This is a genomic window from Methylotuvimicrobium buryatense 5G, from assembly GCF_000341735.1.
GTDB lineage: Bacteria > Pseudomonadota > Gammaproteobacteria > Methylococcales > Methylomonadaceae > Methylotuvimicrobium > Methylotuvimicrobium buryatense.
This window is the reverse complement of the sequence record NZ_KB455575.1, coordinates 970,884-986,181: the sequence shown is the minus strand read 5'-3', so window position 1 is coordinate 986,181 and position 15,298 is coordinate 970,884. Positions and strand designations below refer to the sequence as shown.

At 50.2% G+C, this 15,298-nt stretch carries 13 protein-coding genes, 1 pseudogene and 1 CRISPR repeat array; all 14 genes and pseudogenes read right to left on the bottom strand.

Annotated elements, in window-relative coordinates:
- Nucleotides 1–15: 15 nt before the first annotated feature.
- Entirely contained in the window at nt 16–234 is a 219-nt protein-coding gene (locus tag METBU_RS0104475; protein ID WP_138767150.1) for a hypothetical protein, read from the bottom strand.
- A complete protein-coding gene (gene rhuM, locus METBU_RS28635) occupies nt 227–1,216 on the bottom strand; it encodes a virulence protein RhuM/Fic/DOC family protein (protein ID WP_017839483.1) in 990 nt (329 codons plus the stop codon). Before rhuM ends, METBU_RS0104475 begins: the two co-directional genes overlap by 8 nt.
- 10 nt (nt 1,217–1,226) lie before the next feature.
- Complete coding sequence (locus tag METBU_RS0104465) at nt 1,227–1,595, bottom strand: type II toxin-antitoxin system VapC family toxin (protein ID WP_017839482.1); 369 nt, start codon at nt 1,593–1,595, stop codon at nt 1,227–1,229.
- 2 nt (nt 1,596–1,597) lie between these two features.
- Nucleotides 1,598–1,792, bottom strand: a complete 195-nt coding sequence (locus METBU_RS0104460; protein WP_017839481.1) for a type II toxin-antitoxin system VapB family antitoxin — start codon at nt 1,790–1,792, stop codon at nt 1,598–1,600.
- 421 nt (nt 1,793–2,213) lie between these two features.
- Nucleotides 2,214–3,468: a CRISPR direct-repeat array (repeat unit 32 nt; unit sequence GTTTCAATCCACGCGCCCGCACGGGGCGCGAC).
- A gap of 188 nt (nt 3,469–3,656) precedes the next feature.
- Nucleotides 3,657–3,947, bottom strand: a complete 291-nt coding sequence (gene cas2, locus METBU_RS0104445) for a CRISPR-associated endonuclease Cas2 (protein WP_026130023.1) — start codon at nt 3,945–3,947, stop codon at nt 3,657–3,659.
- 14 nt (nt 3,948–3,961) lie between these two features.
- Nucleotides 3,962–4,996 (bottom strand): type I-C CRISPR-associated endonuclease Cas1c, encoded by a 1,035-nt coding sequence (gene cas1c, locus METBU_RS0104440; RefSeq protein ID WP_014148631.1) that lies wholly within the window; start codon nt 4,994–4,996, stop codon nt 3,962–3,964.
- Nucleotides 4,997–4,998: 2 nt separating this feature from the next.
- Nucleotides 4,999–5,625 (bottom strand): CRISPR-associated protein Cas4, encoded by a 627-nt coding sequence (gene cas4 / locus METBU_RS0104435; protein ID WP_017839479.1) that lies wholly within the window; start codon nt 5,623–5,625, stop codon nt 4,999–5,001.
- Nucleotides 5,626–5,685: 60 nt separating this feature from the next.
- Complete coding sequence (cas7c, locus tag METBU_RS0104430; RefSeq protein ID WP_014148633.1) at nt 5,686–6,549, bottom strand: type I-C CRISPR-associated protein Cas7/Csd2; 864 nt, start codon at nt 6,547–6,549, stop codon at nt 5,686–5,688.
- Nucleotides 6,546–8,483, bottom strand: a complete 1,938-nt coding sequence (gene cas8c, locus METBU_RS0104425) for a type I-C CRISPR-associated protein Cas8c/Csd1 (RefSeq protein WP_017839478.1) — start codon at nt 8,481–8,483, stop codon at nt 6,546–6,548. Before cas8c ends, cas7c begins: the two co-directional genes overlap by 4 nt.
- Complete coding sequence (cas5c, locus tag METBU_RS0104420) at nt 8,483–9,226, bottom strand: type I-C CRISPR-associated protein Cas5c (protein WP_017839477.1); 744 nt, start codon at nt 9,224–9,226, stop codon at nt 8,483–8,485. The genes cas8c and cas5c overlap by 1 nt, the downstream gene beginning before the upstream one ends.
- Before the next feature lie 9 nt (nt 9,227–9,235).
- Entirely contained in the window at nt 9,236–11,692 is a 2,457-nt protein-coding gene (locus METBU_RS0104415; RefSeq protein ID WP_017839476.1) for a CRISPR-associated helicase/endonuclease Cas3, read from the bottom strand.
- 589 nt (nt 11,693–12,281) lie between these two features.
- Nucleotides 12,282–12,551 carry a type II toxin-antitoxin system BrnA family antitoxin gene (gene brnA / locus METBU_RS0104410; protein WP_017839475.1) on the bottom strand — a complete coding sequence of 90 codons (270 nt, stop codon included), beginning with the start codon at nt 12,549–12,551 and terminating at the stop codon, nt 12,282–12,284.
- A pseudogene (locus METBU_RS29185) lies at nt 12,541–12,774 on the bottom strand (BrnT family toxin); the annotation flags it as partial. The pseudogene METBU_RS29185 and the gene brnA, both read right to left, overlap by 11 nt.
- 908 nt (nt 12,775–13,682) lie before the next feature.
- Entirely contained in the window at nt 13,683–15,008 is a 1,326-nt protein-coding gene (locus tag METBU_RS0104395) for an ATP-binding protein (protein ID WP_017839472.1), read from the bottom strand.
- Between the last annotated feature and the right edge of the window lie 290 nt (nt 15,009–15,298).

Below are 15,298 nucleotides of genomic sequence, written 5' to 3'. Positions count from 1 at the left end.
AGCGTCAGATTTCCCCTAAAGTAACTGCTCCGCAGTTGTATTTAAATCTCTGTACAAGTTAATTTTATTGAACTTCAACAATTGAGGGCGCATCGAAGCCGTCAGCCACATATTGCGGACGATAACGAGCTTGACTTCATCATTGTTATCCTTCATCCGTTCGGCCAAGGCTTTGCGTTGCTGCTTGGTGGTGTGATGTTTGGCCAGCTCGGAACCGTCTAACGAGTCATCCATTTTTACCATTGATTAAATTGATTATGACTTTGACGATGGTATCTTTTTCTTCCGGTTTGCTTTCGGCAATCAACAAAGTAAAGGCAACCAGGGCGTTATCGGCAATGCGTTTTTCGCCGTCTTGGTTGTACAGAAAATCGTGCCGCTGCAAAAACCAGGCAAAAATCGCCGCCGCGATACGTTTGTTGCCATCGCTGAAAGAATGATTTTTGACGATGAAATACAACAGATTCGCCGCTTTTTCCTCGATGCTCGGATACAGTTCTTCGCCGCCGAAGGTTTGATAAATCGTGGCCAGCGAACTTTTGAACGAGTCGTCTTTCTCGTTGCCGAACAAGCCGCTTAATTGTTCCTGTTCACGCCATAACCGGATTTGAGCGATGGCTTCTTCATAGCCAATCGGCGTTTGCGTGGCTTTTTGCGTACCCGCGATAACCAAGCGTTGATGGTCGTAATCATCCAGCACCGTCAAGGCGTGGCTGTATTGTTCCAGAATCGCCAAAATGCCTTGCGACTCGCTGGCTGACAAGGCTTTGTTATGCACCAGGCGCGACGATAAGGCGATAGCCTGTTGCAGATCGGCCAGCTTTTCCTGGCTGGCTCGCAGTTTTTGTTCGTTGAGCGCGTAGCCTTGCAGTAGGTATTGCTTCAAAATTTGGGTTGCCCAACGCCGAAACTGCACGCCTCGTTTAGACTTAATACGATAACCTACGGAAATAATCACATCCAGATCGTAATAGGCCACAGGTTTGTCAGAATTTGCAATATGCATTTTTTGCATATTGCTTTTTTCAGAAACCTCCTCATCCTTGAACGCATTGGCAATATGCCGCGAAATAACCGACTGGTCACGGCCAAATAATTCAACCATTTGCGCTTGATTAAGCCAAACGGTATCTTGTTCCAAGTGAACATCAATGCGAATGCTGCCGTCTTCATTTTGATAGATGGCGATTTGTTGGGGCGGGTTTGTTAAAGTCATGCGCTGATGCTTAGGGTTGATAGTTCATAGTGAGCTGCGTAGCAACGGCCAATAGGCGTTTATCGCGTGTCCATAAGGTAGCGTTAAGCGCCAATTTTGCAGCGGCTAACAGATGCACATCGACAAAACCGATGCCTAAACCAAATAAGGCATTCGCTTCGATAAACCGGTTGATTTCCGCATCGAAGGCAACCGGGGCTTGCGGCAAGTTATCCAATAACCCCAAAAGGGTATGCCGTTGCGGTAAATGACCTAACGCGAGTTCACCCCGGACAAACGGATGACCTAACACTTGGCCGCTTTCCAATAAACCGACTAACGCAGGTTCTTTTTTGCGAAAGTGGTCGATCCATACCGAGGTATCCACTAAGATCGGCATTGTTACAACTCGGTTTGCCGGCGCGGGATGGGCTGCAAATCGGGGGCAATACCGCCCAGGCTGGCTAGGCGCTTGGCGCTCTCGCGTTCAATCAGGGCCTTCAAGGCTTCTTTGATGAGGCTGGATTTTTCTTTTAGGTTGGTTAAGGCTTGGGCTTTTTCGAGTAAGTCATCATCTAAAACAACCGTCGTGCGCATAATGTCCTCCGTACTATGTCATCGAATGATGCGCTTTTTTGTGCAGTTAGGCAACTTTCACCCGCACTTCGCCGCTCATGAGTTTGGGAAGCAGGGTATCGCGGAGTTTTTCTATTTCTATGGTACGAATTTGAACAGCATTTATCAGTCTTTTTTCTTCTATACGTCTAATAATGTTAGCAAACCTATTAATACTTTCATTGTCGGGGAGCATAAAATCGACATCATATAGCCGTCAATTGTTATTTGTGGTTGCGCGGAGACTGATACGTAAAGTTTGAAATCCTATGTAAGTGCCCAATATTTGAGCAGCTCAAAGCATATTTCAGACTTTTTATACCTTTCAAGAGCCTAATAAGACAGATATTGACCTTTCCTGACGCTTCACCTCGACAAGAAACCTTCCGTCGATCAAATGTGTGTTTCAATCCACGCGCCCGCACGGGGCGCGACGATACACTAAAGCCGAAAAAACGACTCAGCAGCGTTTCAATCCACGCGCCCGCACGGGGCGCGACGGTTTCGTAAGTGCTGCTATCAACAAAACCCGGTTTCAATCCACGCGCCCGCACGGGGCGCGACGCGCGAGCTTCGCTTGCTGCTCGATACTGAATCGTTTCAATCCACGCGCCCGCACGGGGCGCGACTTGGACCGGTCTCATCACAGCATCGAGGGCAAGTTTCAATCCACGCGCCCGCACGGGGCGCGACGAGATAAACCGCCGTTGCGAGCTTTTTTAGCTGTTTCAATCCACGCGCCCGCACGGGGCGCGACAACTTGATAAAGCATAGTGGAACCTCGAAATAGTTTCAATCCACGCGCCCGCACGGGGCGCGACCACAGTTTATGCAATTATCCGGCATTAAAGATGTTTCAATCCACGCGCCCGCACGGGGCGCGACCTTGCATACCGCCCGGCGACTCTGCAAGTCTAAGTTTCAATCCACGCGCCCGCACGGGGCGCGACCCCGATCCCGAGCCAGACCCAGAGCCAGACCCGTTTCAATCCACGCGCCCGCACGGGGCGCGACGCCGCGGACTGTCGGACGTAACGCAAAATCAAAGTTTCAATCCACGCGCCCGCACGGGGCGCGACCACTGGACCCAGACCCAGAGCCCGACCCTGACCCGTTTCAATCCACGCGCCCGCACGGGGCGCGACTCTGATATCCGAGAGGAAATCGATATTTGCAAAGTTTCAATCCACGCGCCCGCACGGGGCGCGACAACTTTTATAGTTGCAGCCCCATACTCAGAGCGTTTCAATCCACGCGCCCGCACGGGGCGCGACCAAATAGCCGAGTTTTTACTGCAATAATTGTTGTTTCAATCCACGCGCCCGCACGGGGCGCGACCTTCATATGCTAGCAAGTGGGGCATTGAAGATGTTTCAATCCACGCGCCCGCACGGGGCGCGACCTCTCTGTAAATATTTTAAAACGACACCAGAAGTTTCAATCCACGCGCCCGCACGGGGCGCGACTATCCATGTAGTTTTTTTCCGGTTGACACTGAGTTTCAATCCACGCGCCCGCACGGGGCGCGACATGATGCTTTTGAAGCATTTAAAGCAGGATATGTTTCAATCCACGCGCCCGCACGGGGCGCGACTGTCAACGCTGAATATCTCACACTATATAAGTGTTTCAATCCACGCGCCCGCACGGGGCGCGACTGCATTTACCCAATCGGTTGAAATCAAAGGCTTTACGCGCTTTCAAATGCGAACCTATCGAAACAAATACGGTATTCATTATAGTCAGACGCCATGCAATAACAAGAATACAAAATAAATCAATCGATTGGGCATTGACAGGCATTTTGCGAAACCCCAAGCATTTTCATGAGTACTTGGGGTTCGCGCTACATCAATAACAGCCCATTCAAATCCAATACCTTTTTGGCTCCAACATGTTCTACCTTTCGTTCCCAATTGTTGCCCAGATAATAAAACCGCAAACTATCCTCCTCCGGGTCCATCACATTAATCAGGTCGTTTTTCAACTGCGTCCATTGAGCCATATCGACTTCGATCTCGAACACCGAGTATTGAACCCGTTGCCCGAATACTTGGCAAAGTCTCGCGATTTTCCGCAAGCGCTTGGGCCCGGTTTCGGTCTTAAAACTAACATCGTAGGTCACCAGTATCATCATCGATCTATCTCCCATTATTTCCACAAGAACGGCACGTAGCTGTCGCAATCGCCGCGCAAGAATCTCGCCAGTATTTGGGCTTGCAGCCACGGTAATAAACCAACCGGTACGGTTTCTTCAAACCAAGGATGCATCAAGGTATCTTGCTTGCGATCCTGCCAGGCGGCCAACAATGTTTTACGCGGCTCTTCCTTGAGCGTCACCGAACCATTCGGCCAGGTTTCGAAGTCATTAAGGGCAAGTTGACGTTTGTTGATCAACGACAGGACGAAGCGTTCGACCATCGGCCTGAATTCCTCGACCAAATCCAACGCCAATGACGGTCTGCCGCTACGCAATTGATGCAAAAAACCGCTGGCAGGATCGAGGCCGACCGTTTCGAGCGCGGAGCGGCAATCATGGGTCAGCAGGGTATAACAAAACGACAAGAGTGCGTTGACCGGATCGGTCGGCGGCCGGCGTCTGCGTGCGTCGAATTCGAAGCCCGGTTGACGGATCAAGTGTTGAAACACGCCGAAATAAACCTGTGCCGCCTCCCCTTCCCTGCCCATCAAGGTATCAATCCCGTTACAGTCGGCCAGTTGTTGCATACATCGGCTCAAGCGTTTCTCGGCGGCTGCCAGATCGTGCGTCATATTTTGCTGCTCGGCTTGATTCCCGTAATCACGCAGATAACGTCTCAATACCGAGCGCTGATTATAAAGCTTTCCGGTCAACATCGTTCGTGCGATCGCGACGCTCTTTGCGGTATCCGCGCCGGTCAGGTGTTGGGTACGACGCAGCAAAACATTGCCGCTTACGGGCCCTTCGACTCGCGCCAGAAATTTTCCGAATTGATTTAGATAGGTAATCGTTATGCCGTTTTCCGCGCAATGCGCCATCAAATAAGGCGAAATACTGACTTGCCCGAAGCAAACCAGTCCTTGTAATTTATGGATCGGTACACGCGCTTTCAGCTCTTTATCGACTTTTAGAACCAGATTCTCGTTGTCTTTGTGTAACCAGGAATTTTGAGTTTGGATATAAATGACGTTTCTTAACGGTCGCATATTCAGTCCTGTGCAAGTTGCCGGGCCAACCAGGCCGACGCGGATTTGCCAAATATTTGCGGATGGCATTGTTCGAGCAACGAACAGTTTCGGCATTTTTTCGCTTGGTAATCGGCTTTCGGCGTTTCTTTGCTGCGGATAATTTCGCGGCAGCCCGTAATAGTCTCCAGCGTCAATTCACGTAATGTCTGATCGAAAACGACCGCATGCCGCCTGCGTACTTCGCCGTAAAACAAAGCGCCTTCCGGCACTTCGACATTTTCCATATCTTCCAGACAGAGCGCTTGGGCGCATAACTGGACTTCATCGGCCCGGTGCGCCTTGGGCCGGCCGCGTTTGTATTCGATCGGAAATGGAACTTCCGTACCGTCCGACTGCCGGTGATATTCGACCACATCGGCCACGCCTTCGATGCCCAATTCGGCATGAGACAAACGCAGCGCTCTAACGGTACGAATATCTCCGCGCGTCTCGCGGTCGGGTTGGTTGACTCGCTGATGCAACACTTGTCCCTCGGCGGTAAAGCGATCTTCGAGCCAAACGTATTCCAACTCGATCAGCGCGAATTGCCGGGGACAATACAGATAGTGTTGCAAACGGGATAGGTAAATCGGCTCTAGATCGTTCATCGTCAAAATTTGCAGAAAACCATTCAGTCGCGCTCTGGAAGTCGCTCCTACAGCTTGTCGTCAAAAGCCTTCTTTTTCCTCCGGCTGCAATCCAGGAAGCGTTTCCAGCTCATAACTGCCGTCGGCATTGACCGTCAAACTGCCATGTACCTTGGCCGAAGAATATTGACCGCTTCGGCTATTATGTTGCCACCAAATCACTTTTTTGACGGCCATGGAGCCTTCGGGCCTTGCCGATGACGCATCGCCTTCGAACAGTCTCGGCAAAACCTTTTTGATCGCCTCGGCATCGTCATCGCTGAACCCGGTTTTCTCGGCCAGTTGCGGCGTGATCGCACCGTAAGCGACATAAACGGCATGGTCGACCCTGTGCTTCATGCCCATCGTATCGGCTCCTTTTTTACTACCATCGCCTTCGCTGTTGACGCTCTTGGTGATTTGCGTACTGGTAATACTGACCGGTTCGACGCTGAAAGCCGATTGGATCGTGACCGGCCCTCGAATCGGAATCGAAACGCCGGCTGCATCGCCGTCCTTACCGAACGCAAAGACTTGCCCGAAAGCGCGAACGTCAAACCATTTCGCACAGGCCATTTGCGCGGTTTGATCCTTGCTTTGCTTCTTGGGATTGAACGCATCCTTACCCAATCCGATTGGTGGTTCCGCTTCGGCCCGATTTTTCAAACTGGTCATACCGTCGGTTTTCTTTTCGTCGGATTGCACGAAAATCGAAAAGCTTTCGCTTTGCAAGCGGTCGCGGATTTTCCGTTTCAGACAAACATCGGTCATTTCGCCGTAACCGTCATAATCGGTGCGCGGCCGGTTGCCGTTGAGCGGGTCGCCGTTGGGATTGGCGTGATCGACGCTGAAAATAACGGCAAAGTCGATTTTATGGCTCAATGTGTTTCGGTCCAGTTCGCTCATTCTGAGTCTCCTTGTGCTTCAGTTTCGTTGGGTTCGTGAGTGTCTGTTTTCGTTTTGAATTTTTGCCGCTGGCAGTGATATGCCAGCAAAAATTCGCCGGAAAGCGGCGCTTTGCTTCTGAAATCTTCGCCATTAAATAAAGCGATCACGGCATCGAGCTCTTTCTGCCGGTTGGTTAAAAAGCCGGCGCGCGACACGCGCAATCGTTGAATATAGGGTTGCAAGGCCAACTCGATCGAGCGCCAAGTTTCGTAGGGACGGTCGGCGAAGCGTTGCATCAAACGAGCCGCTGTAGTCGACCGGTTTTCCCCGCCGACATTAAGAGCCACTTCTTCGATACGCTCGGCGATCGCAAGTAACCGTCCGTACAAGTAGTCTCGCGATCGATTGTTTTCTTCTAATGCCATGGCATAGTTTCTCCTTTGATTTGAGTTTGGGTGTCTGCGGTAATAGCCTTTGAAAAGCGCGCAGGCAATGGCGAGGTTTTTCTCCCACAGCCATTGTCCATCACTGGCGTAAGCGTTGCGGTTAGTCGCCTTGCGAATGCAGTTGTCGACCAAATCCCAAGGAAAGGGTTGACCGTCGACGATACAGGGCACCAAGCGCTCGATGACTTTTTTCTTGAGATTGTCGGTGACCTTCTCGCCGTAGGCGGCTTTGGCAATCGCGATAGGAACGGGCGAACTGACCGGCCAAATGACTTTGGTTTTCGGTTTTCTCCCCGTATCGTTCGGAATTTCGAGCGTATGACGTTGCGGCCACGAAAACTCGGTATGCCAGGACTCAAGCCGATTGAAAAAATCGTCCCGAAATAATTCACGGTAATAAAGGATTCCCATACGCCCGGGTGTCGCCGAATCAATGCCCATCACGACGATTTGCTCGTTGGCCGTCAATTCGGCCCGATAGCCGGCCATTTTTTTGCTCAGCTGTTGCGCATAGGATTGGCCTAAATCAATCGAATGATCGACAGTGTCGTCCGTTTGCTCAGGCGCCTCGGCCTGATCGACTTCTTCCAAATCGAAATCGCCGGTATTCAGAAAAGACCAGGTATCGGCCAACGGTTCCGGGATCGGCTTACCCGAAACCGCCCAGGCTACATAGACTTGATCGCCGTTTCGATAACCTTGGCGGGATATGAGCCAGCGCAAGGCGTTATGCGCTTTTTGGGAAATGTCGAAACTGATGCCGCAGGCTTCGCCGTCTTCGAGAAATCGGCCGCGAAAGGTAAAGCCACTGTCGTCATTCGACGAAATCAGTTTCGCGCCATCGGCTGAATTCCTGAGAAACCGGGAATGGTTTTGTATTAGCCGAGCACACGCTCCGCTGACATAGCAAACGCCTTCGTCCTGATGATTCGCCCGATCGTACTGAATCCATTTTTCAATCAACTCTTGATCATCCCACGTCGCAGAACAAGGATTTCCAGGCTCTTCAACTCTCCATCTTACGAATGCCTTATCTGCAGAAACTTTGGTTTTTTGACCGCTCCTATTTGTAAAAGATAACGGAAACTCAATAACTCGAGTGATATCAAGCCATAAGCTTTGTTGTTCAAGATAGCGGTATATTGCTTGTACTTTCGGATGCGTATAATCGGATAAACACCAGGTTTTCAATTGATTCATAAACATCTGGTTTTTTTCGTGTTTTCTTTCCGGTAAATCCGCAGCACAATAACCTAGTTCGTCGCAAAGAGGATGCGGCGCAATTTTGGTACCCGACCGCCCTGCCGAACTCTCTGTCACTGGTATCAGGGTCAATGTTTCTTCTCCCGACAACAGTTTAATACGATCGTTTTTGAGATTACCGTTTCCGTCGATCACGACTTCAATATGGGCCGTTTTTACAAAATGGGAAATCGGCCATGCCTTGAAGGTTTCCAAATGACTCCCTTGCTCATAGGTTTGATAAAGCTTTTCCATCCAACTCATTAGCGATTCTCCTCATCCTCGACGGCCAGTAAATTACTGCCTATTCCGAAAGGCTTGCGGCGCATCGGTCTGACGAAACGGCTGACCGGACAGTTTTCCGGTCTTGGAAATTCTAAAATGCCTTTTTTCATCGTCGCGTGCCAAAATCGGCTGTGCAGTTCGTCGATGCCGGTTTCATCGGGGTAGGCGAAACTGTGGAACATCAAGCCGAATGCCAGTTCGTCAATGTCATCGTAAGCGCCTTTTTCGGTGCCGAATTCGCACGGTTCGACGTAAGCCTGGCAATCGCGCGTGCCCAAAAAAATATCCTGCCGGCCGCCCCGTTCCAGCATGCGCTGTACGATGCTGTAATGCTTGCCGTCGATTCTGTCCTTTGCCAATTCGGGCCGATGTTCGTTCCATTCGAAATGCGCCTGCACCTGGTACTCCACGTCCTGCAAAAAGGTATAAATAGCCAAATCATGAAAAGATACTTGTTTTTTTAGAGAGTCCTTGTCACTTGGATAGATTCCATGATATTTCACAGGTTTTACTCCTTTGGTCTGCGTTCTCAGCAACTTGATCACTCTGACTTTATCGACGTGCCAGATCAAGGTCGGTTTCCAGTAGATCGACTTGAGCACCCCTTTGATCGCTTCGTAGGTTGGCAGATGATAGGAACATTTCTCGCCGCCGATGCGCGTTACCGGATCGGTAAACAAGGCATGACGCCCCCACAATCGAAAACTGATGCTGTTTTTCACACATACTCCTTATAAAATTATCGCCTCGGCCTTGCCGACCGGCTCGGTCGACAGACCGAAGGCTTCGCTGTAATAACGCTGGTCCAGACCGTAAATTCCTTCGCCCGGTTGAATTTCGTAGACCGCCTGCTGTTCGACCAGCCGTTTCCAAACGTTCGGAAAGACATTGACGCTGTATTGCTGAGCGCGTTGCAAGCATTCGCGAAACCGCCGCGCTTCAAATTGTTTGGCGATACCGCCCAACTCGACGAGCAATTGTTTGCCTTCACGATAAGGTACGATGACCGAATGTGTCGGCGCGTCGATCGCCTTGAACACATTGCCGGCGGTCATGAACGATTGTTTTAGATGCAATAGGGCATTGTGGCCGATGTTGTATTTGTTTTCACTCAATAAATTGAGCAATGTATCGTCCCGTCCTACCTGCTTGGCCGACAGCGGGTAACTCATCGCGTCGGCACGGTCATGAAAGTAGTATTGAAAATAACGCCGCATCGCTTCGGGCGACAACAGGTCTTCATCTTCGATTTCGCTCAAGACGCGCCTCGTTTTTTCCTGACCGACCTTGATGTCGATCAATTGCGCAATGGTTTCCCGAACCGGATTGACGATATGCACCGTCGCGATCGGCAAGCGTCCGTTACGGTTGCAACGCCCGGCCGCTTGCGCGATCGAATCGAGCCCGGCCAAGAAACGAACCACGCTGGCAAAATCGATATCGACGCCCGCCTCGATCAACTGCGTGCTGGTGCATAACACCGGCAACCCGTCCGCCAAGCGCCGGCGCATAAGCTTGAACAAGGCCTTTCGATGCGCGGCGCATTGGCCTGTGCTCAGATGAAACAGGCATTCGATATCGACGGTTTCGGCGCATTTCAAATACAAGGCCTGCGCCCAGGCTTTGGTATTGACGATGACCAGGCAATTTCCTTTTGTGTCGAGTTCGGTCAGCGCCAATTCGGCGATTTCGTCTTCGCTCCAACCTTCGGGTTTGGTTTTGTCACTAATAACGACCCGTTTGAGTTGATCGAACAGGCTGCCGACATCGGGCATCAACTCGCTGTTTTGCGGCAACCATAGCTGTCCTTTGTCGGGCGCTCGCAAAAGATCCAGCACCGGTTGCGTAGCGGTGCACAGTACGGAGGTCATCCCGGCATGATCGGCTAAAAAGTTTAGCGCATTACAGAATAAATGCGTGCACTGAATCGGTAGGGTTTGAATTTCATCGAAAATCACGACGCTGTTCGCCAGTTGATGCAAGCGCCGAACACCGCGTGTGCCGCCGCCGAACAGAGTTTCCAAAAACTGCACCATCGTCGTCAAGACTATCGGCGCGTCCCAGTTTTCAGCGGCCAATTTGCTGTGCCAGGTTTGTCGTTCCGGTTCCAAATTGCTGTGTTGTTCAAGCACCCACGGATACGCATCGCTTTCCCGTTCAAGTGCGCTGCGTATCGCGGCGGCATTTTGTTCAATGATCGAGGTATATGGAATGACGTAAATGATGCGCTCCAATTTATGCTTTTGAGCGTGGTGCAAGGCATAGCGCAAACTTGCGTAGGTTTTGCCGCCGCCGGTCGGCACGGTCAGCGTATAGATGCCTTGCGGCTCGTGGGCACGGTTTTTACACACTTCGGAAATCTCGCGCCGGATTCCGTCAATCGGAGTATTGGATTCGGTCGGTTTATTCGAGAATCCTGCCAAAAACAATTCCAGACGCTCTATCGCCACTGTCAATTGCAAGTCGTTTTTGTTTCGGTAGCACGCATTACCGGGTGTTTCAAAATCGGCGCTGTCGATGCGATCGGCATCGATCAGACAGCTAAACAAAAATCGCGTCCAAAAGCCCAAATAAAATTCTCGTATCGTTGTTGACTGCTTCGAGCCGGACATCATCATTACCCTGATTTGTTCGAGCATCGCTTTTAGCAGCGGCTTGTCCATTAGTTTCTTTGCTCGTTCGAGAATTTGACTGTCGGCGTTCTCCTTGCATTCGGCCAAATGCGTTCGGACGTCGTCTTTCTGCATGCGCACATTGAAACCGTTGCTGCCGTCCGGTTTCAGGCAGTCGATCAGGCCGCTGTGATGCGAGGCAATGCAAACCGCCATAATCTGCCCGCACAAGCGGCCTTCGCCGTTATTGCCATAACGGCTCAACTCTTGCCAAATCCATTGCGCACCGGCGCTGGAGTGATCAATTTTACCTTTCAGCGCTTTGGCGTCGACGGCTTCATTGTCGATGTCAGGATCGATCAGCCCCGTGGCTGATTGCAGATAATTTTGAAACTCAGTGCTGTATTTGCCGAAATCATGCAGCAAACCGATCAATTCGCCCGCTTCCGGCAGGTTGATTTTAGCGGCCAGTTTTTTTGCAATTTCAGCAACATCGATAAGGTGCTCTTCCAAAGTTTGTATTTTCTTATCATTAGAACGAACATGTGCAACATAAAGCGTGTCTTTTATTTTCAAAATACGATCTCGATACAAAATTTTTATCTATTTCAGACGAGATATACCGTTCACTCTGGTGAAAACTCCGAAGGTTCCAAGACAAATTAAATCGGCATTCTCATTGTGCAAATGTAGAGCATGCCAACCGTTTACGCTAGACAATAAAGCCTTGCCCTTGGCAAAGTAATCGAAATGACCAAAGTAAGCCGAAAAAATTGGAACTAGGAAAAGGGGCAGGATTAATTTCCCTCACGCCGACGAAACTGCATTGCACTAAAAGCCTTGTATTTTGCCTCCGCCTGCGCTATTCGCGCGGACTCCGGCAAAACACCCGGCAATACGGCTATCGGTGGCTAAAAATCTTCACTTCGCTAACGCTCCATTTCCAAGATTTTCAGCGAATGTTGTTGAAACGATTTCCCTCATTCCCATAACGCAAAGCTAAGCCGACCGCTTGAGCGCCTCGTTAAGTTTATAACGTAATTTCGGCAACTAACTCATCAATTGAAAGAATTGCTCCGCCAGCGATAGCATGACGATCTTTTGGGTGCGACGGAAAGACAGAAATTGGCGAAGAGGTGCGACATCAGTGCGCTTTAACGCTCTGCTAATGTCCGCCGCTTGAGGCGTCACCATTGAGGGCTTTGTTAGCAGCTTCAGCTTTCAAGCGCTCAACCAGCCAGACCTTGATGATCGATTGCCGGGTAACACCGATACGAGCCGCTTCACGGTCCAACGAGTCTACTACCCACGAAGGAAAGTCGACATTTATGCGCTTCTGTTCCTGGTTGACACGACGCGCCGTAAACAAGTCAAGATCATCAATGATGTCTTTTTTGCCTTGGTCAAATTTCTTATCAAAATCTTTAGCGTTCATATAGTTCTACCTCTCGTTTGCGGGAGCGCCTTACAGAAATAAGCCGAACTGTTCCGTTTCTATAGGTGACGACGGCTGACCAGTGTTTCGAACCAATCAGACCTATGACCAGAAAACGAGGTTCATCATCCGATCTAGCTTGGAGTTCCAGCAGGTCAGTGTCTCGCCAGAGGGCCTGGGCATCCAGAAAGTCGATTCCGTGCTTTTCCAGATTGGCTTGGCTTTTATCGTCATCTTATTCAAAGTCGCTCATGAGTATAAAATATTCTTTTTTTACTCATTTGGCAAAGAGGGGCAAACGTGGGAGTAACTGCTAACGCCAAGCTTAGCCGGGGAGGCGCGTCAGCGCCGACGTCGTCTGGAGCTTAGTGTAGAACAAGCCCGGCCCGGTTGTATCAGCATGGATGGGATGCTTTATCCTAAAAAGAGCTTCACCAATCCGGTGAAGGTGTTTTAGAACCTTCAAGCTTCGATTTGGCTCTCATGAAGATAATTTTTTATACTTTTAATATCAATTGCTTGATGAGATATGAAAAGAGCAGAAAATGTTGGTAAACAGCGGCGGTTTCATGGTAACGCCATGCACCCATAAGAGCTAACTTAGCGCTTATCCTATGCGCGCTGAAAATCTTGGAAACGGAGCGCTAGCGAAGTGAAGATTTTTAGTCCCCGATAGCCGTAGCGCCGGGTGTTTTGCCGGAGTCTGCGCGAATAGCGCAGGCGGAGGCAAAATACAAGGCATCGCGACACGGCGTAAAGCCATTTGTGGGAGTGCTACGGAGCCGCATCGAGTTTACGATGATGTGGCGTAGTGGCACGGACGCAGGGCGAATCGGGGCCGCCGAAGGCAATAATCGCCAAGTCATTTTTCGCTGCTGAAATCGGACGGACCCCATTTCAGCTTTCGCGAAAAATCTTGGCGCGCTTGCATTTGCCGCTTTATTAGTCATATTGGCATGGATTACCGATATCCAGGTAAGGTTAGGCATTGCCATCCATGGCACTGGATTCCGCCAATCCCTGGCGGAATGACGCTTAAGTTAGCTGACCCTACGGCGCTTTCTTTGCTCGGCAGGAACGGCCTACAGCACATATCATCTGCTGCTTTAGGTTTATAGTAGCGAGCAAAATCTAAACAACCTTGCCTTCTTTGATGAATTCGCGTTGAATCGCGGTTTCCAGTCTTTTTAGATCGAGCCTTGCGCTTTGCGCCGCTATGATTTCAACCGCGCAATAGTGGGTAACATTTAAAATGCTCGCACCAGACAATTCGTAACGATTCGCTACCTGCCGCCAATCGATGTCGATATGAACCTCGAGCTGTTCGGGAATTGTTTTGCGCCAAATTTCGTAGCGCTCATCCGCACCCGGCAGTGGAAAGTGAATGATAGCTTGAAAGCGCCGCACGAACGCCTCGTCGATATTAGCTCGCTGGTTTGAGGCCAGAATCACTAAGCCGTTATAGTTCTCGATGCGCTGCAATAAATAAGCGACTTCCTGATTGGCGTATTTGTCGTGCGCATCTCGTATGTCGGTGCGCTTGCCGAACAATGCGTCGGCTTCGTCGAAAAATAAGATCCAATCTTTGTTTTCGGCCTTGTCGAACAAACGCGACAGGTTCTTTTCGGTTTCGCCGATATATTTCGATACGACGCGCGACAAATCGATGCGGAACACGTCCTTGCCGGTCTGCTTGCCGAGCAGTGTCGCAGTCAAGGTTTTGCCGGTGCCGGGCGGTCCGTAGAACAACGCCCGGTAACCGGGCTTGATCTTTTTCTTCATGCCCCAGTCTTGCAGTAAGGTATCGTTGTATTCGATCCAATGTTCGATTTCGCGTATTTGTGTCAAGGTCGACGGCGGCAATACCAAGTCGTCCCAAGCCATTTCGGTTTCGATATATTCGGCCGGAAAGTCGATACCGAAGCGCGGTTTGCTAACCGTGCCGAGCGTCAACCATTCGACGATTTCAGGGTCGAGCACCAAGCGCCCGCTCATGATCGGCTCGCCTTCGGGTACCGGGTCGAGCCGGAGAATTTTTTGTTTCGCGAACCAATGGTCGTCGCTGAAGATTTTTTGAACTTCGAGACGTTTTTCCAGATCGTCCCCGGCCAGAATGAATTGCGCGGTTTCGCCGGTGGGAAGAATGCCTCGGTGATTAGTGCCTTTGACGCCGCCGAATTCGGGGAAATCGCCGCCTTCGGGAAGAAACTCGGAAATCAATTTATTGAAGAAATGAGGTTGGAGGTGAGGAACGATAGCGAGTAACAGTACGACAAACTCTTCCAGGCTAGGGTTGTATTTTTCTATGAATTCGGTCAGCCATGATTCACTGCTATAAAAACTCAACGACTTTATTTCAATTTCCGAGGGTTTTCTAAGGCGCGAATATAGGCAATCTTCAATAAAGGATTTTAACCAGTTAAGGGCTATTTCAAGGTTAGCGATATCAACATTCATTGAGCGTCATTTTTTGAATTTTATTTAGGACAAAGACCGTAAAAAAATGCCGATTTGTGCTTATTCCTAACCACTGAATCCTTACTCAGGTCAAATCATATTGGCTTAGTTAACCTCGGTAGGGTTGCCGTGCTACTCGTTCCCACCGCTCCAGCATAGGAATTCATATCGTTCTTGCCTCGGCAGCGAAGGTATGCGTTTCCACGGAGTACCGCTCATCGTTATACATAAGTCATAAATTCCCCTTTTGCAATATCAGCCAATGAGGCCTCGATACCATTTATTTTCGC

Coding starts and splice junctions, on each gene's coding strand:
- METBU_RS0104475 (WP_138767150.1), bottom strand. CDS start 234: ATGGATGACTCGTTAGACGGTTCCGAGCTGGCCAAACATCACACCACC.
- rhuM (WP_017839483.1), bottom strand. CDS start 1,216: ATGACTTTAACAAACCCGCCCCAACAAATCGCCATCTATCAAAATGAA.
- METBU_RS0104465 (WP_017839482.1), bottom strand. CDS start 1,595: ATGCCGATCTTAGTGGATACCTCGGTATGGATCGACCACTTTCGCAAA.
- METBU_RS0104460 (WP_017839481.1), bottom strand. CDS start 1,792: ATGCGCACGACGGTTGTTTTAGATGATGACTTACTCGAAAAAGCCCAA.
- cas2 (WP_026130023.1), bottom strand. CDS start 3,947: ATGATGATACTGGTGACCTACGATGTTAGTTTTAAGACCGAAACCGGG.
- cas1c (WP_014148631.1), bottom strand. CDS start 4,996: ATGCGACCGTTAAGAAACGTCATTTATATCCAAACTCAAAATTCCTGG.
- cas4 (WP_017839479.1), bottom strand. CDS start 5,625: ATGAACGATCTAGAGCCGATTTACCTATCCCGTTTGCAACACTATCTG.
- cas7c (WP_014148633.1), bottom strand. CDS start 6,549: ATGAGCGAACTGGACCGAAACACATTGAGCCATAAAATCGACTTTGCC.
- cas8c (WP_017839478.1), bottom strand. CDS start 8,483: ATGAGTTGGATGGAAAAGCTTTATCAAACCTATGAGCAAGGGAGTCAT.
- brnA (WP_017839475.1), bottom strand. CDS start 12,551: ATGAACGCTAAAGATTTTGATAAGAAATTTGACCAAGGCAAAAAAGAC.
- METBU_RS0104395 (WP_017839472.1), bottom strand. CDS start 15,008: ATGAATGTTGATATCGCTAACCTTGAAATAGCCCTTAACTGGTTAAAA.